22 protein-coding genes are annotated in these 21934 nt (G+C 70.8%); 9 read left to right on the forward strand and 13 right to left on the reverse strand.

Going from position 1 to position 21934, the window contains the following annotated elements; genetic code table 11:
- Positions 1–4: 4 nt before the first annotated feature.
- Positions 5–1090, reverse strand: a complete 1086-nt coding sequence (locus L6E10_RS31875) for an alcohol dehydrogenase catalytic domain-containing protein (protein ID WP_236223858.1) — start codon at positions 1088–1090, stop codon at positions 5–7.
- A gap of 78 nt (positions 1091–1168) precedes the next feature.
- Positions 1169–1360 carry a ferredoxin gene (locus tag L6E10_RS31880; RefSeq protein ID WP_236223859.1) on the reverse strand — a complete coding sequence of 64 codons (192 nt, stop codon included), beginning with the start codon at positions 1358–1360 and terminating at the stop codon, positions 1169–1171.
- A gap of 45 nt (positions 1361–1405) precedes the next feature.
- On the opposite strand from L6E10_RS31880, the gene L6E10_RS31885 reads away from it, so the two are divergent.
- Together L6E10_RS31885 and L6E10_RS31890 are read left to right on the forward strand one after the other, a co-directional pair.
- A complete protein-coding gene (locus tag L6E10_RS31885; protein WP_236223860.1) occupies positions 1406–2566 on the forward strand; it encodes an acyl-CoA dehydrogenase family protein in 1161 nt (386 codons plus the stop codon).
- A 9-nt stretch (positions 2567–2575) separates the two neighbouring features.
- Positions 2576–3490 (forward strand): acyl-CoA dehydrogenase family protein, encoded by a 915-nt coding sequence (locus L6E10_RS31890; RefSeq protein ID WP_236223861.1) that lies wholly within the window; start codon positions 2576–2578, stop codon positions 3488–3490.
- Here L6E10_RS31890 and L6E10_RS31895 read toward each other — a convergent pair.
- Together L6E10_RS31895 and L6E10_RS31900 are read right to left on the reverse strand one after the other, a co-directional pair.
- Positions 3474–4562 (reverse strand): nitronate monooxygenase family protein, encoded by a 1089-nt coding sequence (locus L6E10_RS31895; RefSeq protein WP_236223862.1) that lies wholly within the window; start codon positions 4560–4562, stop codon positions 3474–3476. The two genes, L6E10_RS31890 and L6E10_RS31895, sit on opposite strands and share 17 nt — an antisense overlap.
- Entirely contained in the window at positions 4543–6129 is a 1587-nt protein-coding gene (locus L6E10_RS31900; RefSeq protein ID WP_236223863.1) for an acyl-CoA synthetase, read from the reverse strand. Before L6E10_RS31900 ends, L6E10_RS31895 begins: the two co-directional genes overlap by 20 nt.
- Before the next feature lie 74 nt (positions 6130–6203).
- Between L6E10_RS31900 and L6E10_RS31905 the strand changes: the two genes are divergently transcribed.
- A complete protein-coding gene (locus L6E10_RS31905; protein ID WP_236223864.1) occupies positions 6204–6995 on the forward strand; it encodes a crotonase/enoyl-CoA hydratase family protein in 792 nt (263 codons plus the stop codon).
- Between the two features lie 45 nt (positions 6996–7040).
- Here the strand turns inward: L6E10_RS31905 and L6E10_RS31910 are convergent, their stop codons facing one another.
- The 5 genes from L6E10_RS31910 to L6E10_RS31930 all read right to left on the reverse strand — a co-directional run bounded on the left by L6E10_RS31910 (position 7041) and on the right by L6E10_RS31930 (position 12351).
- A complete protein-coding gene (locus L6E10_RS31910; protein ID WP_236223865.1) occupies positions 7041–7523 on the reverse strand; it encodes a ricin-type beta-trefoil lectin domain protein in 483 nt (160 codons plus the stop codon).
- Positions 7524–7634: 111 nt separating this feature from the next.
- Complete coding sequence (gene kstD, locus L6E10_RS31915) at positions 7635–9341, reverse strand: 3-oxosteroid 1-dehydrogenase (protein ID WP_236223866.1); 1707 nt, start codon at positions 9339–9341, stop codon at positions 7635–7637.
- Positions 9338–9790, reverse strand: coding sequence for a pyridoxamine 5'-phosphate oxidase family protein (locus L6E10_RS31920; RefSeq protein WP_236223867.1), 453 nt, complete (start codon positions 9788–9790; stop codon positions 9338–9340). Before L6E10_RS31920 ends, kstD begins: the two co-directional genes overlap by 4 nt.
- Positions 9783–11297 (reverse strand): acyl-CoA synthetase, encoded by a 1515-nt coding sequence (locus L6E10_RS31925; RefSeq protein WP_236223868.1) that lies wholly within the window; start codon positions 11295–11297, stop codon positions 9783–9785. The genes L6E10_RS31920 and L6E10_RS31925 overlap by 8 nt, the downstream gene beginning before the upstream one ends.
- A 25-nt stretch (positions 11298–11322) precedes the next feature.
- Positions 11323–12351: an LLM class F420-dependent oxidoreductase gene (locus L6E10_RS31930; protein ID WP_236223869.1), complete on the reverse strand. Its 1029-nt coding sequence runs from the start codon at positions 12349–12351 to the stop codon at positions 11323–11325.
- A 45-nt stretch (positions 12352–12396) separates the two neighbouring features.
- Between L6E10_RS31930 and L6E10_RS31935 the strand changes: the two genes are divergently transcribed.
- The 5 genes from L6E10_RS31935 to L6E10_RS31955 are packed head-to-tail and all read left to right on the forward strand — an operon-like array spanning position 12397 to position 16840.
- A complete protein-coding gene (locus L6E10_RS31935; RefSeq protein ID WP_236223870.1) occupies positions 12397–13341 on the forward strand; it encodes a Zn-ribbon domain-containing OB-fold protein in 945 nt (314 codons plus the stop codon).
- Positions 13342–13348: 7 nt separating this feature from the next.
- Positions 13349–14404: a thiolase domain-containing protein gene (locus L6E10_RS31940; RefSeq protein WP_236223871.1), complete on the forward strand. Its 1056-nt coding sequence runs from the start codon at positions 13349–13351 to the stop codon at positions 14402–14404.
- Entirely contained in the window at positions 14404–15546 is a 1143-nt protein-coding gene (locus L6E10_RS31945; RefSeq protein WP_236223872.1) for a thiolase domain-containing protein, read from the forward strand. The genes L6E10_RS31940 and L6E10_RS31945 overlap by 1 nt, the downstream gene beginning before the upstream one ends.
- Complete coding sequence (locus L6E10_RS31950; protein ID WP_236223873.1) at positions 15543–16403, forward strand: TIGR03619 family F420-dependent LLM class oxidoreductase; 861 nt, start codon at positions 15543–15545, stop codon at positions 16401–16403. Before L6E10_RS31945 ends, L6E10_RS31950 begins: the two co-directional genes overlap by 4 nt.
- Entirely contained in the window at positions 16400–16840 is a 441-nt protein-coding gene (locus L6E10_RS31955; RefSeq protein ID WP_236223874.1) for a nuclear transport factor 2 family protein, read from the forward strand. The genes L6E10_RS31950 and L6E10_RS31955 overlap by 4 nt, the downstream gene beginning before the upstream one ends.
- A 54-nt stretch (positions 16841–16894) precedes the next feature.
- Here L6E10_RS31955 and L6E10_RS31960 read toward each other — a convergent pair whose 3' ends face one another.
- Entirely contained in the window at positions 16895–18121 is a 1227-nt protein-coding gene (locus tag L6E10_RS31960; RefSeq protein WP_236223875.1) for a cytochrome P450, read from the reverse strand.
- 126 nt (positions 18122–18247) lie between these two features.
- On the opposite strand from L6E10_RS31960, the gene L6E10_RS31965 reads away from it, so the two are divergent.
- A complete protein-coding gene (locus L6E10_RS31965; RefSeq protein WP_236223876.1) occupies positions 18248–19375 on the forward strand; it encodes a steroid 3-ketoacyl-CoA thiolase in 1128 nt (375 codons plus the stop codon).
- Here L6E10_RS31965 and L6E10_RS31970 read toward each other — a convergent pair.
- From L6E10_RS31970 to L6E10_RS31980, 3 genes are read right to left on the reverse strand one after another with little or no spacing between them, the layout of a single operon-like run.
- Complete coding sequence (locus L6E10_RS31970) at positions 19359–20303, reverse strand: hypothetical protein (RefSeq protein ID WP_236223877.1); 945 nt, start codon at positions 20301–20303, stop codon at positions 19359–19361. The genes L6E10_RS31965 and L6E10_RS31970 overlap by 17 nt on opposite strands.
- Before the next feature lie 10 nt (positions 20304–20313).
- On the reverse strand, positions 20314–21168 hold the full coding sequence (locus L6E10_RS31975) for an SDR family oxidoreductase (RefSeq protein ID WP_236223878.1): 855 nt from the start codon (positions 21166–21168) through the stop codon (positions 20314–20316).
- The gene (locus tag L6E10_RS31980; protein ID WP_236223879.1) at positions 21165–21926 is read right to left on the reverse strand and encodes an SDR family oxidoreductase; all 762 of its coding nucleotides are present in this window, start codon (positions 21924–21926) and stop codon (positions 21165–21167) included. The genes L6E10_RS31975 and L6E10_RS31980 overlap by 4 nt, the downstream gene beginning before the upstream one ends.
- Positions 21927–21934: the final 8 nt, after the last annotated feature.

The following is a 21934-nucleotide window of genomic DNA, read 5'->3' on the forward strand; positions in this document are numbered from 1 at the left end:
CTCCCTAGTCGAACAGGATGACCTGGCGGATCAGCGATCCGCCGCCGCGCAACGCCTGCAGGCCTTCGTTCACGTCCTCGAGCCTGATCCGCTTGGAGATCATGCCCTCGAGGTCGAGCCGGCCCTGCCGCCACAGCGCGATCATGCGCGGCACGTCCCGCCGGAAGTTCGCCGTCCCGTAGAACGACCCGTGGAGCGTCTTGTCGTGCAGGAAGAGTTCTTGGGCGCTGAACGACACCATCGCGTCCGCCCGGCCCGCGCCGACGACGACCGTGTGGCCACCGCGCCGCGTGAGGTCCCACGCCTGCCGGATCGTGGCGGGGATGCCGACGACGTCGAACACGTAGTCGAAGCCCATCCCCATGTTCAGCTGGTTGTTCAGGTCCGCGATGCCGTCGGGTGCCGTCGCGTGCGTCGCGCCGAACTTCCGCGCCACCTCGTGCTTCTCCTCGACGGGGTCGACCGCGACGATCCGCGCCGCGGCCGCGAGCCGGGCGCCCTGGACGACCGCCACGCCGACACCACCGCAGCCGATGACCGCGACGCTGGAGCCCGGTTCGACCTTCGCGGTGTTGAGCACGGCGCCGACGCCGGTCAGGATGCCGCACGACAGCAAGGCGGCGACGTCCCACGGCACGTCGTCGTCGATCTTCACCGCCGCGTCCGCCGGCACGACCATCTCCTCGGCGAACGCCCCGAGCCCCGCGTAGCCGAAGGCCGGGTTGCCCCCGACGACGAACCGCGGTGACGTGAAAGCGGAGATGGTGTGCACGAGGCACAGATGTGCTTGACCGGTGACGCATTGAGCGCATTTGCCGCAGGGCGGCACGAACGTGATCGCCACGTGGTCGCCGACCGCGAGCGAGGTCACGGCGCTTCCGACCTCCGCGACCTCACCGGCGCCCTCGTGCCCGACGACACCGGGCGCCAGCGCGGGCAGGGTTCCGTCCATTGCGGACAGGTCGCTGTGGCAGACCCCGCACGCCTTGATCCTGATGCGGATCTCCTGCGGTCCCACGGGTGTGGTCGTGACGTCGTCGCGGAGCTCGAGCTTGTCGTCGCCTACCTGGTTGAGCACGGCAGCCTTCACCGGTATCACTCCTCGCTGAGCGCACGGTCGACGTACTCGACGGACACTAGAATCTGTTCCTGTTCTTGACAAGGCCCATCAGCGTGAGAGGCGCAGTGCGCCCTTGGGGCAGGCGACGACGGCCCGCTGCGCCGGAGCCTCCTCCGCCGACGTCAGCTCACCGTCCCGGATCTGCAAAACCTCGTCGTCGTCGAGGTCGAACACCTCGGGCAGGATTGACACGCACTCCCCGTGCGCCTCGCACAGCGAGGGGTCTACGCCGACCTTCATCGCGGCCTCCTGACAGCAAGTAGAACTTGTTCTAGAGTAGCGGGCATGCGCATCGGTTTCACGCCCGAACAGGAGCAGTTGCGCCAGGAGTTGCGGGCGTACTTCGCCGCGCTCATGACGCCGGAACGCACGGCGGACCTCGCCGGGGGCGGCGACTACGGCGACGCCGCGGTCTACAAGGACACCGTCCGGCAGATGGGACTCGACGGCTGGCTGACGATCGGCTGGCCGGAGGAGTACGGCGGGCGCAACCGCCCGATGATCGAGCAGCTGATCTTCCTCGACGAGGCGTCCGCGGCCGGCGCGCCGGTGCCGTTCCTCACGCTGAACTCCATCGGGCCCACGATCATGTCGCTCGGAACGCCCGAGCAGAAGGCCTTCTACCTGCCGAAGATCGCGTCCGGCGAGCTGCACTTCGCCATCGGCTACTCCGAGCCGGAGGCGGGCACCGACCTGGCCGCGCTGCGCACGCGGGCCGTCCGCGAGGGCGACGAGTACGTGGTCAACGGGCAGAAGATGTGGACGAGCCTCGTCCAGTACGCCGACTACGTGTGGCTCGCCTGCCGCACCGACCCCGACTCGCGGCGGCACCGCGGCCTGAGCGTGATCATGGTGCCGACCACCTCGCCCGGCTTCTCCTGGACGCCCGTGCCGACCATGTCCGGGCCCACGACCAGCGCCACCTTCTACGACAACGTGCGCGTGCCTGCCGGGAACCTCATCGGTGAGGAGCACCGGGGCTGGAAGCTCATCACCAACCAGCTGAACCACGAACGCGTCGCGCTGTGCTCGGCCGCGCCGTTGCGGACCGCGCTGCGGGAAGTCCGTGACTGGGCGACCGAAACCGGTGCCGTCAAACAGGAGTGGGTGCGGTTGCACCTCGCCCGCGTCCACGCCAAGACCGAGTTCCTGAAGCTCGTCAACTGGCGCATCGCGTCCGGCTCCGACGAGGCGCCGTCCCCCGCCGAGGCCTCCGCCACCAAGGTGTTCGGAACCGAGTTCGCGACCGAGGGCTACCGGTTGCTGATGGAGGTGCTGGGCGCGAACGGGATCGTGCGCGCCGGCTCGCCGGGAGCGGTGCTGCACGGCCGGGTGGAACGCATGCACCGCTCGTCGCTGATCCTCACGTTCGGCGGCGGCACCAACGAGATCCAGCGGGACATCATCGCGCGGGCGGGCCTCGGACTGCCCGCCGCACCCCGGTAAGGAGACTCCGTGGACTTCACGCTGACCGAGGCGCAGCGCGAGCTGGCCGCCCTGACCCGCAAGATCCTGGAGTCGTCGGACGCGCCGTGGTCCGACCTCGTGAAGTCGGGCGTCGTACCGGAGCAGCCCGGGGAGTTCGGCGTGCTGGAGCAGTGCGCCGTGCTCGTCGAGCTGGGCCGTGCGGTCTCGGCCGTCCCCTACCTGCCCACGACGGTGGCTTCGTCGGCGCTCGCGGAGTTCGGGACGCCGGAGCAGCGGTCGCGCTGGCTGACACCCGGAACCGTCCTGTCGGTCGCGTTGTCCGAAGCCGACGGCGTGAAGACGACCGTGCCGTTCGCCGGCACCGCGGCCGCTTTCCTCGTCGCGCACGAGGAACAGGTGTTCCTCGTCGAGGCTGACCGGCTGGAGGTCCTCCCGCAGGAGCTGGTCGACGGCTCGGACGCGGGCTGCTTCGAGTTCGGCGGCACCGGCGAGGTGGTGCCCGGGCTCTCCCCCGGCTGGCTGATCACGCGGTACACGCTCGGGTTGTGCGCGTTGCAGCTCGGTGTGACCGAACGGGCGCTGGAGCTGACGGCCGAGCACGCGCGGACCCGCGTGCAGTTCGATCGTCCCATCGGCAGCTTCCAGGCCGTGGCGCAACGCCTCGCTGATGCGTACATCGACGTCGCGGCGATCCGGTTGACGCTCTGGCAGGCCGCCTGGCGCCTGTCCGAGGGCCTCGACGCGGACGAGGAGGTGGCGACGGCCAAGTTCTGGGCCGCCGACGCCGGGCACCGCGTGGCCCACACCGCCGTGCACGTCCACGGCGGCACGGGCATCGACATGAGCCATGACGTGCACCGGTACTTCACCGCGGCCAAGCGCCACGAGTTCGAACTGGGCGGGGCGACCGCCCAGCTCCTCGCGCTCAGCGCAGCTTGGTGAGGCGCTCGACCGCCGCGTCGAACTCCGCCAGCAGGTCCGCCACCACCTCGGCGACCGGGCGGACCTCGTTCATCCGCCCGACGACCTGCCCGACCGGCATCGAGACCACGGACGGGTCGCCGGACCGGGCGATGCGCAGGTGCGCCTCGCTCACCAGCAGGTTCTGCAACGGCATCGGCAGCGGTTCCGGAGCCTCGGCGGCGGCCCACGCCTCGGTCCACCGCGTCTTGAGCAGCCGCGCGGGTTTGCCGGTGTAGACGCGGGTGCGGACGGTGTCGCCGGACCCTGCCGCCAGCAACGCCTCCTGGGTGCTCGAGTTGCCCAGGGTGTACTCGGCGGTGGTGAGCCAGCAGGAGCCCATCCAGACGCCGGACGCCCCGAGCGCCATCGCCGCGGCCGCCTGGCGTCCCGAGCCGATGCCGCCCGCCGCGAGCACCGGGACGTCCACGGCGTCGACGATCTCCGGCACGAGCACCATCGTCGCGACCTCACCCGTGTGGCCGCCGGCCTCGTAGCCCTGCGCCACCACGATGTTGACGCCGTTGGCGACGTGCCGTCGTGCGTGCTCTCCCTTCCCGGCCAGCGCGGCGACCGGGACGTTGCGGGCGTGCGCGCGTTCGATCACGTCGGCGGGCGGCGAGCCCAGGGCGTTCGCGATCAGCCGGATCGGGTGCTCCAGCGCCACGTCGACGTGCGAGCGGGCGACGCTGTGCAGCCAGCCCAGCACGCCCTCGCCACCTTCGCCGTCCGGCAGCGGCGGCACGCCGAGCTTCAGCAGCGTCTGCTGCACGAAGTCCTTGTGGCTCTGCGGGATGAGCCCGGCGAGGTCGATCTGCGTGCCCTCCTCCGGCACGGTCGCGGGCATGACGATGTCGACGCCGTACGGCTTGCCGCCCGTGTTCTCGTCCATCCACGTCAGCGTGCGGTCGAGGTCCTCCGCGTCGTTGAACCGCACGCAGCCGAGGACACCGAGTCCCCCGGCGCGGCTGATCGCCGCCGCCACGTGCTCGGAGGGCGTGAAGCCGAAGACGGGGTGCTCGATGCCCAGTTCGTCACACAGGCTGGTGCGCATGGTCCTCCACGTGGCGCTGGGCCCACTGGTAGTCGGGTTTGCCGCTCGGGGTGCGGCCGATCTCGTCCACGAGCCACAGCGACCGCGGCACCTTGTAGCCCGCGAGCGTCTCGCGGACGTGGGCATCCAGTTCGGACAGCGCGGGCGTCGCCCCGTCGCGCGGCTGCACGATCGCGCCGACCCGTTGACCGAGCAGGTCGTCCGGCACCCCGATCACGAGCGCGTCGAACACGTCGGGGTGCGACTTCAGCACGCCCTCGACCTCTTCCGGGAAGACCTTCTCGCCACCGGTGTTGACGCAGGTGTTGCCGCGCCCCAGCAACGTGATGTCGCCGTCCTCCTCGAACCGCGCGAAGTCGCCGGGCACCGTGAACCGCCTGCCGTCGACCTCCACGAACATCCGGGCGGTCTTCTCGGGGTCCTTGTAGTAGCCGAGCGGGATGTGCCCGCCGCGCGCCAGCCTGCCGACGACACCGGGCTCCGGTTCGAGCTTGTTGCCGTCCTCGTCGATGACGATGGTGTCCTCGTTGAGCTTCACCTTGGTGCCGTCGGTCTTGACGATCTCCTTGGGCACGGCACCGATGCCGGTGGACCCGGTCTCGCTCGACCCGATCGACTCCAGCAGCGTCGTGTGCGGCAGGAGCTCCTGGTACATCTTCTTGACGGGGTAGGAGAACAGGGCGGCGCTGCTGTTGAGGATGAACAGCGACGAGCCGTCGTAGTCGCCGCGCTGGAACTCCTCGATGAGCGGCCGGCCCATCGCGTCGCCCGTGATCGCGGCGACCTGGACCTTCTCCCGTTCGATCACCCGCCAGATCTCGGCGGGGTCGAACTTGGGCACCAGCACCACCGTGCTGCCGCAGAACAGGGCGCCGAGCACGGCCCACTGCGCGGCGCCGTGGATCAGCGGCGGCAGGCACAGCCGGACGAGCCCGAAGTCCTTGCCGGACCTCGCCTGGTGCCACTCGTCGGTCAGCCGCTCGCCGGTCACGAAGTCGATGCCGCCGCCGAGCGTGCGCCACACGTCCTCGTGCCGCCACATCACGCCCTTGGGCATGCCGGTCGTGCCGCCGGTGAAGAGGATGTAGAGGTCGTCCGGGCTGCGCGGCCCGAAGTCCCGCTCACCGGACTCCTCGCTCAGCGCGGTCTCGTAGTCCGCGCCCTCGAACGGTTCCTCGGACTCGTCGTCGATTACGACCGCGTGGCCGGGCACGCCGACCTCCGCGACCAACGGCGAATACCGCCGTTCGTGTACGAGAGCGGTCAGGTCCGCTTCCCCGAACAAGTACTGCAACTCGTTCTTGGTGTACCGGTAGTTCACGTTGATGGCCACGGCCCGCAGCTTGTAGACCGCGATCATGGCTTCGACCAGTTCGATCGAGTTGCGCGCGTAGAGCCCCACGTGCGCACCCTGCGCCACGCCGTTCTTCGCCAGGTGATGAGCCAGTTTGTTGGCTCGCGCCTCGAGCTCGGCGTAGGTGACCCTCTTGGCCCCGCACACGAGCGCGGTCCGGTCGGGCACGGTGTCTGCGGCGTGTTCAACGAGGTCTGCGACGTTGAGGGCCATAGCACGCAAAGTAGAACGTGTTACTGTTCTCGACAATCCCCCGTGCGGTCAGACTCGATCCAGGAGGCGCGCGAATGACGACCACGACGGAACCACACGCGTTGGTGGACTTGGTCGACAACGTTCTGGTCGTCACGATGAACCGCCCGGAGGTCCGCAACGCGCTCTCCGGCCCGATGCTCGCGATCATGCGGGAGGCCTGGGACCGCGTCGACTCCGACCCGGACGTCCGCGTCTGCGTCCTGACCGGCGCGGGCGGCTCGTTCTGCGCGGGCGCCGACCTCAAGGCCATGACGTCCCACCACCCGGGCGAGCACGCGGGCGAGTTCGACTTCTCCGTCATCGAACCACTGCTCAAGGGTCGCCGGTTGACGAAACCGCTCATCGCCGCGGTGGAGGGCCCCGCCGTCGCGGGTGGCACGGAAATCCTCCAGGCGACGGACATCCGCGTGGCCGGCGAAAGCGCCCGCTTCGGCGTATCGGAGGCCCGCTGGGGCCTGTTCCCCCTCGGCGGCTCGGCGGTGCGGCTGCCGCGCCAGATCCCCTACACGGTCGCGGCCGACCTCCTGCTGACCGGACGGCACATCCGGGCCGCGGAGGCCAAGGAGATCGGGCTGATCGGGCACGTCGTGCCGGACGGCCGAGCCCTGGCCAAGGCGATGGAGCTGGCGGCGTTGATCACGGCGAACGGGCCGATCGCGGTGCGCAACATCCTGCGCACGATGCGGGAAACCGAGGCGATGCACGAGAACGACGGGTTCGCGGTGGACGCCCGGCTGGGGATGGAGGTGTTCTCCAGCGAGGACGCGAAAGAGGGGCCGCGGGCGTTCGCGGAGAAGCGGAAGCCGGAGTTCAAGGGACGTTAGGGCGTGGAGCACCCGGCCTCGCGGGCCGGGTGCTCCACCGAGGACCTACCTGTTCCAGTGCTGGTCCGCGTAGTTCGGGTTGCACGCCGAGACGAACACGTACCCGTTGGCGTGCGCCGCGAGGCACATGCCGGGGTACTGCCGGTTCTCCAGCAGCGCCGGGTCCGGCGGGTAGCCGATCCAGCGCTGGTCTCGGTAGGTGGAGTCGCAGGTCGAGGTGAAGACCTCGGCTCCGTGCGTCGCGAGGCAGTTGCCGCTGAACAGGTTCTGGATCATGCCGCTGCTGCCGATGGACCAGAACTGGTCGTCGTACTGACCGCAGAAGCCGGAGCCCGTGCTCGGGCCGTAGTGCATGAACACCTTCGGGTTGTGGTTGGCCATGCACATGTCGGGCAAGCCCGCGTTGCGCCAGATCGTGAAGGCCGCGGCGTTGACGGGGTCACCCTGCCGCGCCGGCGACGCCGCCGCGATCCCCGGTGACAGTCCCAGCAACAGCGCCAATGCGGCCAGCAAACCGAAAACGCGCATGGCGAAACATCGATTGCTCACGTGAAAACCCTTCTATCCCCCAGGTGAGCCCCGATCGACGAGGCCCTCGCCACCACCGTAGCGAAGGCCGGTCCCCGTCCACCATCCCCTTCAGACGTCGTTGGCCGCGATGAACCCGAACGTCATCGCCGGCCCGATCGTCGACCCCGCCCCGGCGTAGCTCCGCCCCATCACCGCGGAGCTCACGTTGCCCGCCGCGTACAACCCCGGGATCACCGACCCGTCCGGCCGCAGCACACGGGCCCGCGCGTCCGTCACGAGCCCGCCCTTGGTGCCGAGGTCACCGGGCACGATCTTGAAGGCGTAGTACGGCGCCAGCCACAGCGGCGCGAGGCACGAGTTCGGGACGACCGCCGGGTCGGTGTAGTAGTGGTCGTAGGCGCTGTCGCCGCGCCGGAAGTCGGTGTCGCGGCCCGTCAGCGCCTGGGTGTTGAAGCGGCTGACGGTGGCTTTCAGGGCGGCGCCGGGCACACCGATCGCCGACGCCAGGCCGTCGAGCGAGGAACTCCTCACCACGGCACCGGAGCGGTACCAGCCGTCCGGCAGCGGCAGGGCCGGGGCGACGTCGGCGAACAGGTACCTGTTGCGGTAGTTCTGGTCGACGACCAGCCAGGCCGGGATGCAGGGGTCGGCGGGGTTCTTGTCGTACATGACGTGCACGACGTCGCTGTAGGGCGCGGCCTCGTTGACGAAGCGGCGACCGGCCGCGTTGATCATCAGTCCACCGGGCAGGGTGCGTTCGGCGAGGCAGAAGTACGGGGAGCCGGGCGTCGGGATCACCGGCCCCCACCAGGCGTCGTCCATCAGGCCGAGGGCGGCACCCGCGCGCTCGCCCGCGAGGTGGCCGTCGCCGGTGTTCTCCGCGGCGCCGACCGTCCACTGCGTACCGATGGGCTGGCGCTGGTACTGGGCGCGCATGGCCGCGTTGTGCTCGAAGCCGCCGGAGCCCATGATCACGCCGCGGCGGGCGCGCACGACGCCCCGGCTGGTCACGACTCCCCTGACCGCGCCGTTCTCCACCACCAGGTCCAGCAGGCCGGTGTTCAGCCACACCGGCACCCCGGCCCGCACCAGGCCCGCGCGCAGACCGCCTGCCAGGGCTTGGCCCATCGTCAGCGGTTTCTGGCCCGCCAGGGCCGCGGCGGCACCCCGGGCCAGAGCGGCGGCGGCGGTGGCGGCGCCCTTCGCGTTGACCAGGGCGAGGGCGAGCCACTTGTAGTCGGCGCCGTAGATGACCATGCCGGCCGGGGTGGCGAGGTAGGGGGCGTTGAGGTTCGCGAGCTCGGCGCCGAGGATGCGGCCGTCGATCATCTCCGGTTCGATCGACCGTCCCTCCGCGATGCCGCCGGGCAGTTCCGGGTAGTAGTCGCTGTAGCCGTCCATGTGCCGGAAGCGCAGCGGGCTGTTGCGCATGACGAACGAGATCATCCGCGGCCCGTGCGCCAGGTAGGCCTGCTGGCGCGCCATCGGGACGTCGCCGACGACCGCCGCGAGGTACTGGGCGGCCTTGGCCGGCGTGTCGGGCACCCCGGCGGCGAGGATCACCTCGTTGTTCGGGATCCAGATGCCCGCGCCGGACCGGGCGGCGGACCCGCCGTAGGTCGGCGCCTTCTCCAGCACCACGCAGCTCAGGCCGCGCTTCGCGGCGGTGAGGGCGGCGGTCATGCCGGCCGCGCCCGCTCCGACCACGACGACGTCGAACTCGCCGAGGCCGGCGGACGCACTGGAGGGTCTGACCAGTCCGGAGGCCAGCGCGAGGCCGGCTCCGGCGAGCACCTGGCGGCGGTTCACGGTCATGGGGTCGCTCCCGGCATCGTCTTGCGGTGGTCCCAGCTGGCGGTCCTGGTCGAACGGAAGATCACGGCGACGCGCCTCGCCATCGCCTTGCGCAGGGCATCACGGGCCCGGGGGTCGTCGCCGACCTCGCCGAAGTTGCGCTCCACCACGGCGTCCACGACCGGGCCGAGGTCGGTGAACTCGGTGACGCCTTCCATGTGGACGCCGCGCAGCTGCCCGTAGGACTCCCCCGCCTCGGCGAGCACGCTGCAGCGCGGGTCCCGCCGAAGGTTCACGACCTTCTGCGACTTGCGGTCGGTGCAGAACACGATCTCGCCGTCCACCCACGCGAACCACATCGGTGCGAGGTGCGGCAGGCCGGTGCGGCCGATGGTGGCCACGACCAGCGTCTTCTGCCCGCGCAGGAAGTCCTCGACCTCGGCGGCCGTCATCCTGATCGCGTCACGCACGTTCGCGCAGCTTCCGCTTGTAGAGCTTGCCGTTCGGGTCGCGCGGCAGCTCGGCCACGTACTCGACCGTGCGCGGCAGCTTGAACTTCGCGAGACGCGTGCGGGCGAACTCCAGCAGCTCCTCGGTCAGCGCGTCGTCGCCGGCGACCCCGTCCGCGGGCTGCACGACCGCCTTGACGGCCTCGCCCCAGTCCGGGTGCGGGACGCCGAACACGGCGACGTCCGCGACCTTCGGGTGGCAGACGAGCTCGCCCTCGACCTCCGCCGGGTAGATGTTCACCCCACCGGAGATGATCATGTCGTTCTTGCGGTCGCACAGGAACAGGTAGCCGTCCTCGTCCAGGTAACCGATGTCCTGCAACGTGAACAGCTTGCCGACGCGCGCGGCGCGGGTCTTCTCGGAGTCCTTGTGGTACTCGAACGTCGAGTCGCCCATCCGCATGTAGACGAGACCCGGCTCGCCCGCCGGCAGCTCCGTGCCGTCCTCGGCGAGGATCTTGATCTCGGACGTCGGCCACGGCAGCCCGACCGAGCCCGGCTTGCGCAGCCACTCCTGCGCGGTGATCGCGGTGCCGCCGCCCTCGGTGGCGGCGTAGTACTCGATCACGACCGGCCCCCACCAGTCGAGCATGCGGCGCTTGACCTCCACCGGGCACGGCGCGGCGCCGTGGATCATCGCGCGCAGGGAACCCATGTCGTACTTGGACTTCACGTCGTCCGGGAGCGCGAGGAGCCGGTGGAACTGGGTCGGCACCATGTGGCTGTGGGTGACCTTGTACCGCTCGATCAGCCGCAGCATCTCCTCCGGCGCCCAGTGGTCCATGAGCACCGCGGTGTGGCCCAGCTGGACGGAGATGGTGACGAAGTTGAGCACGGCCGTGTGGTAGAGCGGAGAACCGCACAGGTGCACGTGCCCGTCGTGCGGCTTGATCCCGAAGATGCCGAAGAACCAGGCCGCGGACGGCGGGACGACGTCGGGGTCGGCTCCGGTCAACGGCCGGCGCACGCCCTTGGGCCGTCCCGTGGTGCCCGACGTGTAGAGCATCGGAGAACCGGTGGTGCGGCCGTCGGGCCTGCCCTCCTCGCCCTCGCCGAGCGCGGTCAGCGGCTCGAACCCGTCGACCTCGCCCACGGCGAACCGCGCGCCCGGGGGCAGGCTCGCCGCGGCTTCCACGGCCGTCGCCGCGAAGCGTTCGTGGCCGACGAAGGCCTTGGCACCGCTGTCCTGCACCAGGTACGCGACCTCGGCCCCGGTCAGGTGCCAGTTGGCCATCACCACGTAGAGGCCGGTCTGGTAGGCGGCGAAGTACACCGCCACCAGTTCGGCGCTGTTGGGCAGCATCAGCACGATGCTGTCGCCGGGTTCCAGCCCCAGCGACCGGAACCCCCGCCCGTAGCGGTTCGCGGAGTCCGCGAGCCCGGAGTAGCTGATCTCCCGACCGCTCGGATCCACCAGCGCGGTCAGGTCCGGCTGATCGGCGGCGATGTTCCAGAGTCCTGTGACCACACCCTCAAAGTAGAACGCGTTTCACTTACTGACAAGCCTCCGCGACGGCCTTGATCGAAGCGACGTCACGACACCCGACGAGCAGCATCGTGACGCCCGCCTTCTCCCACCGGCCGATCTCCGCCCGGACGTGGTCCGCCGTCCCGACGATGCTGATCTCGGCCACCAGCTCGTCCGGGACGGCGCGCGCCGCCTCCTCCTTGCGACCCGCTCGGAAGAGCCCGCCGACGTCCCGCACGACCTCGCCGTATCCCATGCGGGTGAACACCTCGGCGTGGAAGTTCATGCCGGGGGCGCCCATCCCGCCGATGTAGAGGGCGACGAACGGCTTCAGCGCCGCCCTGACCGCGGCCGGGTCGTCCGTCACGACGACCTGGCAGGTGGCAGCGACCTCGAAGTCCTCCCTGCTCCGGCCGGACTTCGCGAACCCCTCGGCGAGCCACTCGTCGTACATGCCGGCGAGCCGGGGCGCGTAGTAGATCGCGAGCCACCCGTCCGCGATCTCCGCCGCCAGCGCGACGTTCTTCGGACCCTCCGCACCGAGCCAGATCGGCAGGTCGGCGCGCAGCGGGTGGGTGATCGGCTTCAGCGGTTTGCCCAGGCCGAGCGAGCCGGGACCCCGGTAGGGCAACGGGTAGTGCGGACCGTCGTTGACCACCGGCGCCGCCCGCGCCATCACCTGTCGCAGGATCGACACGTACTCCCTGGTCCTCGCCAGGGGTTTCGCGAACGGCCTGCCGTACCAGCCCTCCACCACCTGCGGCCCGGAGACGCCGAGGCCCAGCACGAACCGGCCGCCCGACAGGTGGTCGAGCGTCAGCGCCTGCATCGCGCAGGCCGCCGGCGTGCGCGCCGACATCTGCACGACGGACGTGCCCAGCCGCACCCGCCGCGTCCCCGGTCCCCACCACGCCAGCGGGGTGAAGGCGTCCGAGCCCCACGCCTCGGCGGCGAACACCGCGTCGAAGCCGAACTCCTCCGCCGCCGCCACGAGTCCGGCGGCGTCGCGGGGCGGACCGGCGCCCCAGTACCCGAGCTGCAAACCGAGCTTCATGCACCCATCTTGCCACCATTTCGAGAACCTGTTTCACTTTGATCTGTGACTCGGCCGCTGAGTGCTCCGCTCGACGTTGGCTTCGACTACACGCGCTCCCTCGGCCCGACGCTGGGCCGGTTCCTCTCCGATCTGCGCCGCCGCAAGGTGACCGGGATCCGCGGCAGTGACGGGCGCGTGCACGTGCCGCCGCTCGAGTACGACCCCGTGACGGCCGAACGCCTGTCGGAGTTCGTGGAGGTGGCGGCGACCGGCGTCGTGCGCGGCTGGTCGTGGATCCCCGAACCCCTGGAGGGCCAGCCGCTCGACCGGCCGTTCGCGTGGGCGCTGATCCAGCTCGACGGAGCGGACACCTCGCTGCTGCACGCCGTTGACGCCGGCTCTCCGGACGCGATCTCCACGGGAGCACGCGTGCGGGCGAGGTGGCGTGGCGACCGCGTCGGCGCCATCACCGACATCGAGTGCTTCGAGATCTCCGACGCCCCCGCCGACCCACCGGCCGAGGCGGACGACGTCACGATGGTCACCACGCCGGTGCACCTCCACTACACGCATTCGGCGTCACCGACCGAGGACCCGTTCCTGCGCGGACTCGTGGAGGGCCGCCTGATCGCGCAGCGCTGCCCGGAGTGCGAGAAGGTCTACTTCCCGCCGCGACCCGCCTGCCCCACCGACGGCGTGCCGACGACGGACCAGGTCGAACTGGCCGACCGAGGCACCGTCACCACGTTCTGCGTCGTCAACGTGCCGTTCCTCGGTCAGCGCATCCCGCCGCCGTACGTCTCGGCGTACGTGCTGCTCGACGGCGCGGACATCCCGTTCCTGCACCTGCTGCTCGGCGTCGCGCCGGAGGACGTGCGGATGGGCATGCGGGTGGAGGCGGTGTGGAAACCGCGCGAGGAGTGGGGCCCGACGATGCAGAACATCGACCACTTCAAGCCCTCCGGCGAACCGGACGCCCCGTTCGACTCCTACTCCCGGCACCTGTGAGGCTCACGTGCGTGACATCGCGGTAGTCGGCTTCGCGCAGACACCCTGCGTGCGCGAGACCGACGGCACCACCAACGGCGTCGAGATGCTGGTGCCGATCTTCCACGAGGTCCTCGGCGGCCTCGGGCTCACCAAGGCCGACATCGGCTTCTGGTGCTCGGGCTCCTCGGACTACCTGGCGGGGCGCGCGTTCTCGTTCGTCTCGGCGGTCGACGCCATCGGTGCCTTCCCCCCGATCGCCGAGTCGCACGTCGAGATGGACGCCGCCTGGGCGCTCTACGAGGCCTGGGTGAAGCTGCTGTGCGGCGAGGTCGACACCGCTCTCGTCTACGGCTTCGGCAAGTCGTCGGCCGGTCAGCTGCGCCGCGTCCTGGCGATGCAGCTCGACCCCTACCTCGTCACTCCACTGTGGCCGGACACGCTCGGCCTCGCCGGGATCCAGGCGCGGCTGGGCATCGAGGCGGGACTCTGGGACGAACGGTCGATGGCCGCCGTGGCCGCGCGGAGCCGGGCCGCCGCCCTGTCCAACCCGCTGGCGCAGCTGTCCGGGACGGTCTCCGCCGACGAGCTGCTGGACCTGCCGTACGTCGTGGACCCGTTGCGCCGCCACGACTGCGCGCCGATCACCGACGGTGCCGCGACGATCGTGCTGGCCGCGGGTGACCGGGCACGAGAGCTGTGCGAGCGCCCGGCGTGGATCACCGGGTTCGAGCACCGGACCGACTCGCCGTCGTTCGGCACGCGCGACCTCACGACCTCCCCGTCCGCCGTGGCCGCGGGAAAGGCCGCGGGGGCGGACGGCGTCGAGGTGGCGGAGCTGCACGCGCCGTTCACCCACCAGGAGATCCTGCTGCGCCAGGCCCTCGGGCTCGGCGAGGACGTGAGCGTGAACCCGTCCGGGGGCGTGCTGGCCGGCAACCCGATGTTCTCGGCCGGTCTCGCGCGGATCGGCGAGGCCGCGAGGCGCGTCCACGACGGCACCGCGTCGAAGGTCCTCGGTCACGCCACCAGCGGGCCTCTCCTGCAACAGAACCTCGTCTGCGTGATGGAAGGGCGTGAGTGATGCGACCGGCAGCAGTGGTCGGCACCGGCCAGACGCACCACGCCGCCAAGCGCCTCGACGTGTCGATGGCGGGCCTGTGCCGCGAGGCCGTCGACCGCGCGATGGCCGACGCCGGGGTCGACTGGCCGGACATCGACGCCGTGGTCCTCGGCAAGGCGCCGGACCTCTTCGAGGGCGTCATGATGCCCGAGCTGTTCCTGGCCGACGCGCTGGGCGCCGTCGGGAAACCGTTGCTGCGCGTGCACACCGCGGGTTCGGTCGGCGGCAGCACCGGCAACGTCGCCGCGAGCCTCGTCCAGTCCGGTGTGCACGAGCGGGTGCTGGCCGTGGCCTTCGAGAAGCAGTCCGAGTCGAACGCGATGTGGGCCCTGTCGGTGCCGACGCCGTTCACCATGCCCGTCCACGCGGGCGCGGGCGGCTACTTCGCGCCGCACGTCCGCTCCTACATCCGCCGTGCGGGCGCTCCGGAGCACGTCGGCGCGATCGTCGCCGCCAAGGACCGCCGCAACGGCGCCAAGAACCCCTACGCACACCTGAAACAGCCGGACATCACCGTCGAGTCGGTGCGGGCGTCCACGATGCTGTGGGACCCGATCCGCTACGACGAGACCTGTCCGTCCTCGGACGGCGCCTGCGCCGTGGTCATCTCCTCCGCACCCACGTCGGGGCGTGCCGCCTGGATCCGCGCGACCGCGATGCGCACGGAGCCGACGACGTTCGCCGGCCGCGACCAGGTCAACCCGCGGGCGGGCAGGGACGCGGCGAGGGCGCTGTGGAAGCAGGCGGGCATCACCGATCCGCTGTCCGAGGTGGACGCCGCCGAGATCTACGTCCCGTTCTCGTGGTTCGAGCCGATGTGGCTCGAGAACCTCGGCTTCACCGACGTCGGCCAGGGCTGGAAGCTCACCGAGGCGGGCCAGACCGAGATCGGCGGGCTGCTGCCGGTGAACCCGAGCGGGGGCGTGCTCTCCTCGAACCCGATCGGCGCGTCCGGGCTCCTGCGCTTCGCCGAGGCCGCCATGCAGGTCATGGGCACCGCGGGAGAGCACCAGGTCGACGGCGCCAGGGTCGCGCTGGGCCACGCGTACGGCGGCGGGTCGCAGTTCTTCGCCATGTGGGTGGTCGGATCGGAGAAGCCATGAAGTTCACCGTCGGCATCGCCATGAGCCCGCTCGACCAGCTGACCGAGCTCGCCCGGTGCGCCGAGGAGTGCGGTTACTCCTCGATCGCGCTCCCGGACTCCCTGTTCTTCTCGGAGAAGGTGTCCGCGGACTACCCGTACACCCCGGACGGCTCCCGGATGTGGAACGCCGACACCCCGTGGGTGGACCCGTTCGTCGCCGCCGCCGCGATGGGGGCCGTGACGTCGCGCATCCACTTCTACACCCAGGTCCTCAAGCTCGGCTCCCGCAACCCGCTGCTGCTCGCCCGCCAGATCGGCTCGGTCGCTCACCTGACCGGCAACCGCTTCGGTCTCGGCGTGGGCCTCGGCTGGTCGCCCGAGGAGTTCGAGTGGTGCGGCGTCCCGTACCGCAACCGCGGGCCGCGCGTCGACGAGATGATCGACGTCCTGAAGCTGGTGCTGGGCGGCGGGATGGTCGAGTACCACGGCGACTACTTCGACTTCGACCGCCTGCAGATGTCGCCGGCCCCCACCGAGCCGGTGCCGTTCTACGTCGGCGGCCACTCCCCCGCGGCGCTGCGGCGCGCGGCCCGCGCCGGAGACGGCTGGACCTCGGCGATGATCAAGTTCGACGACCTGAAGCAGGTCGTCGCGGACCTGACCGACCTGGGGGCCTTCGAGCGCCCGTTCGAGATCCAGGCCGTGTGCGTCGACCGCTTCGGCCTCGACGGCTACCGGCAGCTCGCCGAGATCGGCGTGACCGACACGATCGTGGTGCCCTGGCTGTTCTACGGCGTCGGCTTCGACGGCGGCCTCCAGGCCAAGAAGGACGGACTTCGGCGCTTCGCCGACGAGGTGATCGGAGAGTTCGCATGACCGCGGTGACCTGGACGGCCTCCAAGACCGAAACGCCCGCCCGCGTGGCCTCGTGGCGTTCGATGGACTGCGTGACGCGCGGCGCCAAGGACGAGTGGCTCGCCCTGTTCGCCGAGGACGCCGTCGTCGAGGACCCGGTGGGCCCCTCGATGTTCGACGAGGAGGGCAAGGGCCACCACGGCAAGGAGGCGATCGCCGCCTTCTGGGACCTCGCGATCGCCGCCGCGGAGCGCTTCGAGTTCGCCGTGCACGACTCGTTCGCGGCGGGCTCCGAGTGCGCGAACGTCGGCACCATCAGCGCGTTCCTGCCCGGCGGCGCACGCGTCGACACCGAGGGTGTGTTCGTCTACAACGTGCGCGAGGACGGCCTGATCAGGTCGGTGCGCGCGTTCTGGGAGACCGAACGCGCGATGGCCACGTTCCGCGTCGAATCCTGACCCGTCACAGGACGCGGCCCCTCCACCCGCGGGTGGAGGGGCCTCGGTCGTCTCTCACGCGTACTGGACCTGGAACTCCTTGATGCCGTTGAGCCATCCGGACCGCAGCCGCCGCGGCTCGGCCACCTGCCTGATGTTCGGCATGGCGTCGGCGATGGCGTTGAAGATCAGGTCGATCTCCAGCCGGGCCAGGTTGGCGCCGATGCAGAAGTGCGCACCGCTGCCGCCGAACCCGAGGTGGGGGTTGGGATCGCGGAGGACGTCGAACTTCTCCGGCTCGGCGAAGACCTCCTCGTCGAAGTTGGCCGACGAGTAGAACATGCCGAGCCGCTGGCCCTGCTTGATCTCGACGCCGCCGAGCTCGGTGTCGGCCATCGCGGTGCGCTGGAACGACACGACCGGCGTGGCCCACCGGACGATCTCGTCCCCGGCGGTGGCGGGCCTCGACTCCTTGAACAGCTCCCACTGCTCGGGGTGGTCGAAGAACGCCTTCATGCCGTGCGTGATCGCGTTGCGGGTGGTCTCGTTGCCGGCGACGGCCAGCAGCAGCACGAAGAAGCCGAACTCCTCCGAGGCGAGGCCCGCACCGTCCACATCGGCCTGGACGAGCTTGGTGACGATGTCGGACCGCGGGCACCTGCGCCGGTCCTCCGCCATCGTCCACGAGTAGCCGAGGAGCTCGGTGGCGGCGGCGAGCGGTTCGACCTCGAACTCGGGGTCGTCGTAGGCGATCATCTGGTTGGACCAGTCGAAGATCTTGCGCCGGTCCTCCTGCGGGATGCCGATCAGCTCGGCGATCGCCTGCAGGGGCAGTTCGCACGCCACGTCGGTGACGAAGTCCCCGCTGCCCTTCTCCAGCGCCTCGGACACGATGCGTTCGGCGCGTTCGGTCAGGGCGTCGCGCAGGCTGTTGACCGCCCTGGGCGTGAACCCGCGCGAGACGATGCCGCGCTGCTTGGTGTGCGTGGGCGGGTCCATGTTCAGCAGGAGCAGCCGCTGCATCTCGATGTTGTCGCGCGGCATGTCGTCCCTGAACCGGATGATCGCCGTGTTCTCCCGGCTGGAGAAGAGCTCGCTGTTGCGCGAGATCTCCTTGACGTCGCGGTGCTTGGTCACCACCCAGTAGCCCTCGTCGGGGAACCCGCCCCGGCCCAGCGGTTGGGAGTTCCACCAGATCGGCGCGGTCTGCCGCAGCTCGGCGAACTCCTCGAACGGCAGCCGGGTCGCGTACATGTCCGGGTCGGTGAAGTCGAAGCCTTCCGGGATGCGGGGCTTGCCCACAGGCACCTCCTTGGTGGAACGCGTTCTATCCGATTCAAACACGCTTGCGCCTTGTGTTGAAGCCCCCATGCGGCCAATCTGGAGCCACACAGGAACGTGTTCTAGTTTCTAGGCGAGGAGGCTCGCGTGGGCAGTCCGGTGATCGTGGGAGCGGTGCGCACCCCCATCGGCAGGCGCAACGGCTGGTTGGCCGGGGTGCACGCCGCCGAGCTCCTCGGCGCGGCCCAGCGGGGCCTGCTCGACCGGACCGGCGTCGATCCGTCCACGGTGGAACAGGTCATCGGCGGCACCGTCACCCAGGCGGGTGAGCAGTCCAACAACATCACCCGGACGTCCTGGCTGCACGCCGGCCTGCCGCAGACCACCGGCTGCACCACCGTCGACGCCCAGTGCGGCTCGGCCCAGCAGTCCACCCACCTGGTCGCGGGCCTCATCGCGGCCGGGGCGATCGACGCCGGCATGGCCTGCGGGGTCGAGGCGATGAGCCGCGTCCCGCTGCGCAGCAACATCGGCGAGACCGGCACGCCGCGACCCGAGTCGTGGGCCGTCGACCTGCCGAACCAGTTCGTCGCCGCCGAACGGGTCGCCGCGCGGCGCGGGATCGGGCGCGAGGAGGCCGACCGGTTCGGCGTGCAGTCGCAGAACCGGGCGCGGGCGGCCTGGGCGGCCGGGCGGTTCACCGCCGAGGTCGTGCCGGTGAAGGCCGGGGAGGACCTCGTGGACACCGACCAAGGGTTGCGCGAGACGTCGCTGGAGGCGCTGGCGGCGCTGAAGCCCGTCGTCCCGGACGGCGTGCACACCGCGGGGACCTCGTCGCAGATCTCGGACGGCGCGTCGGCGGTCATGGTCGTCAGCGAGGAGTTCGCGCGGGCGCACGGGCTCAGGCCACGCGCCCGGATCGTGACGCAGTGCCTGGTCGGCTCCGACCCGTACTACCACCTGGACGGGCCGGTGGACGCCACGACCAGGCTCCTCGAGCGCAGCGGCATGAAGATGGCCGACATCGACCTGTTCGAGGTCAACGAGGCGTTCGCGTCCGTGGTCCTGTCGTGGGCGGCGGTGCACCGGCCGAACCTCGACCGCGTCAACGTCAACGGCGGGGCCATCGCCATCGGGCACCCTGTCGGCAGCACCGGGACGCGGCTCATCACGACCGCGCTGCACGAGCTGGAACGCCGGGACGCCTCGACCGCGCTGATCACGATGTGCGCGGGCGGGGCGATGGCGACCGGCACCATCATCGAACGGCTCTGAGGTCCGCTGCCGGGTACGGCGTGCGCCTGCTCTCGTGCTGGAAGCGCCGGTAGAAGTCCTTCATCACCGCCGCGACCTCGTTGTGGCGGTTCAGCACCGCGGCGATCCGCGGCGGGACTCCCCGTGCCCGCAGGGCATGGGCGAACCACATCACCAGGTGCGTGACGGTGTAGCAGCGGTCGTAGTCGGCGTTCTCGGCGAAGAACGCGGTCTCCTCCTCGGACAGGTCGAACGCGGAGGAGATCGCGAGGCCGTAGTCGGCGAAGTAGAGGCGTTCGCCGTCGGTCAGCACGTTCTGGAAGTGGGCGTCGAAGTGCAGCAGGCCGCGGGAGTTCATGAACCCCACCCCGGCCGCCAGCTCCCGTTCGACCATCTCGCAGGCGCCTTCGAGGTCGGCGACGCCGTTCAGCCAGTCGTGCAAGTTGTGCGGGAAGTGCTCCAGGAACAGCGCGATGCTCCACGTGGACGCCCGGAGCGCCTCGATCCGGGGAGCGATCTCCGGTCCCCAGTAGCCGACCGCCTGCTCCAGCTCCGCGGGCAAGGTCTGGCCGGGGTGCGGCAGGACGCGCCAGTGGTACATCAGCGGGAAGCCCTGGTGTCCGCCCTCCAGCACCCAGTTCGTGGTCATCGTGTGCACGGCCAGCTCCCGCCACGCCCAGAAGCCCGCCGCCCCGATCAACCCGACGCCGTAGTGGGTGTGCACGGGCAGGTCGAAGAGGTTCGCGGTCGATCCGGCGTTGCGCAGCTCGAGGTCGCTCAGCGGCAACCGCTTCACGAACACCGGTGCGCCCTCGACCTCCAGCACCGCCGTGGGCCCGCCGATGCCCCTTCCCGCCGGTCTGGCCCGTTCCAGCAGAGCGAGGAGGTCGTTGTCGCCGAGCTGGGACAACGCGGCCGAGACTGCGGCGTGGGAGGCCGGACGGGTCACGCGGCCGACGTTACCCGGCGCCGTAGACCGGGGTCGGGTGGTCGACGGCGACCAGCTCGCGCACGACGTCGCCCAGTTCGTCCGGCGACCAGCGCTCACCCCTGTCGACCTCCGGGCCGCGCCGCCAGCCGTGCACCAGGCAGACGCGTCCGCCGTCGACCTCGAACATCCGCCCGGTCACGTCCCCGGCCTCCTCGCTGCCGAGCCACACCACGAGCGGCGAGACGTTCTCCGGTGCCATCGCGTCGAAACCGTCCTCCGGCGCCGCCATCTCCTGCGCGAACGCCGCCTCGGTCATCCGCGTGCGCGCGGCCGGCGCGATGGCGTTGACCGTGACGCCGTAGCGGGCCAGCTCGGCGGCCGCCACCAGCGTCATCGCCGCGATGCCCGCCTTGGCCGCCGAGTAGTTCGCCTGGCCGACGCTGCCGAACAGGCCCGCGCCGGACGAGGTGTTGACGACCCGGCCGCTCACCGCGCCCCCGGCCTTGTGGACGGCCCGCCAGTGCGCGGCGGCGTGGTGCAGCGTCGCGAAGTGGCCCTTGAGGTGGACGCGGACGACCTCGTCCCACTCGTCCTCGCCGCAGCTCACGACCATGCGGTCGCGCACGATGCCGGCATTGTTCACGAGCACGTCCAGCCCGCCGAACGTCTCGACCGCCGTCCGGACGAGCCGCCGCGCACCGGCCCACGTGCCGACGTCGTCGGTGCTGACCACCGCCCGCGGCCCGATCAGCTCCGCCACCTCGCCCGCGACCGCCGCGGACAGGTCGTTCACCACGACCCTGGCTCCGGCGGCGCCGAACGCCAGCGCGTGGGCTCGGCCGATGCCCCGGCCGGCCCCCGTCACGATCACGATCCGGCTCATGCAGGTCCCCCCTCGGCTGCGGTCAGGAACGCGGGCGCCTCTCCCCCGCCGTGGACGACCAGGGTCGCGCCGCTCACGTAGGAGGCCAGCGGCGAGGCCAGGAACACGGCGCACGCCCCGACCTCGTCCGGCGTGGCGAGGCGCCCCAGCGGCACGGTCTTCGCGACCGCCTCGATGCCCGCCTCGGAGCCGTAGTGCAGGTGTGACTGCTCGGTGCGCACCATGCCGACGGCCAGGGCGTTGACCCGGACCCGCGGCGCCCACTCGACGGCCAGCGTCGAGGTCAGGTTGTCGAGCCCGGCCTTCGCGGCACCGTAGGCGGCGGTTCCCGGTGACGGACGCCGGCCGCTGACGCTGCTCACGTTCACGATCGCGCCACCGGAGCCCTGGGTCTGCATCACGGCGTTCGCCGCCTGGGAGACCAGCAGCGGCGCCAGCAGGTTCAGTTCGACGACCTTCGAGTGGAACCGCGGCGAGGCGCTGTCCGCCCACGCGAACGGCGCTCCGCCGGCGTTGTTCACCACCACGTCGAGCCGGCCGTGCTCCGCCACGACCCCGGACACCAGGCCGGCCACCTGGTCCGCGTCCCGGACGTCGCACGGCACGAACGACGCGCCGTCGACCTCCGCGGGACGCCGCGCACACGTGACGACGACGGCTCCGGCGGCGAGGAACGCACGGGTGATGCCGAGACCGACACCCCGCACGCCACCCGTCACCAGGACCACCGCTGAGTCGAGGTCCAGTTCCACCAGCACCTACCCCG

The organism is Lentzea sp. CC55 (assembly GCF_021056325.1).
Classification (GTDB): domain Bacteria; phylum Actinomycetota; class Actinomycetes; order Mycobacteriales; family Pseudonocardiaceae; genus Lentzea; species Lentzea jiangxiensis.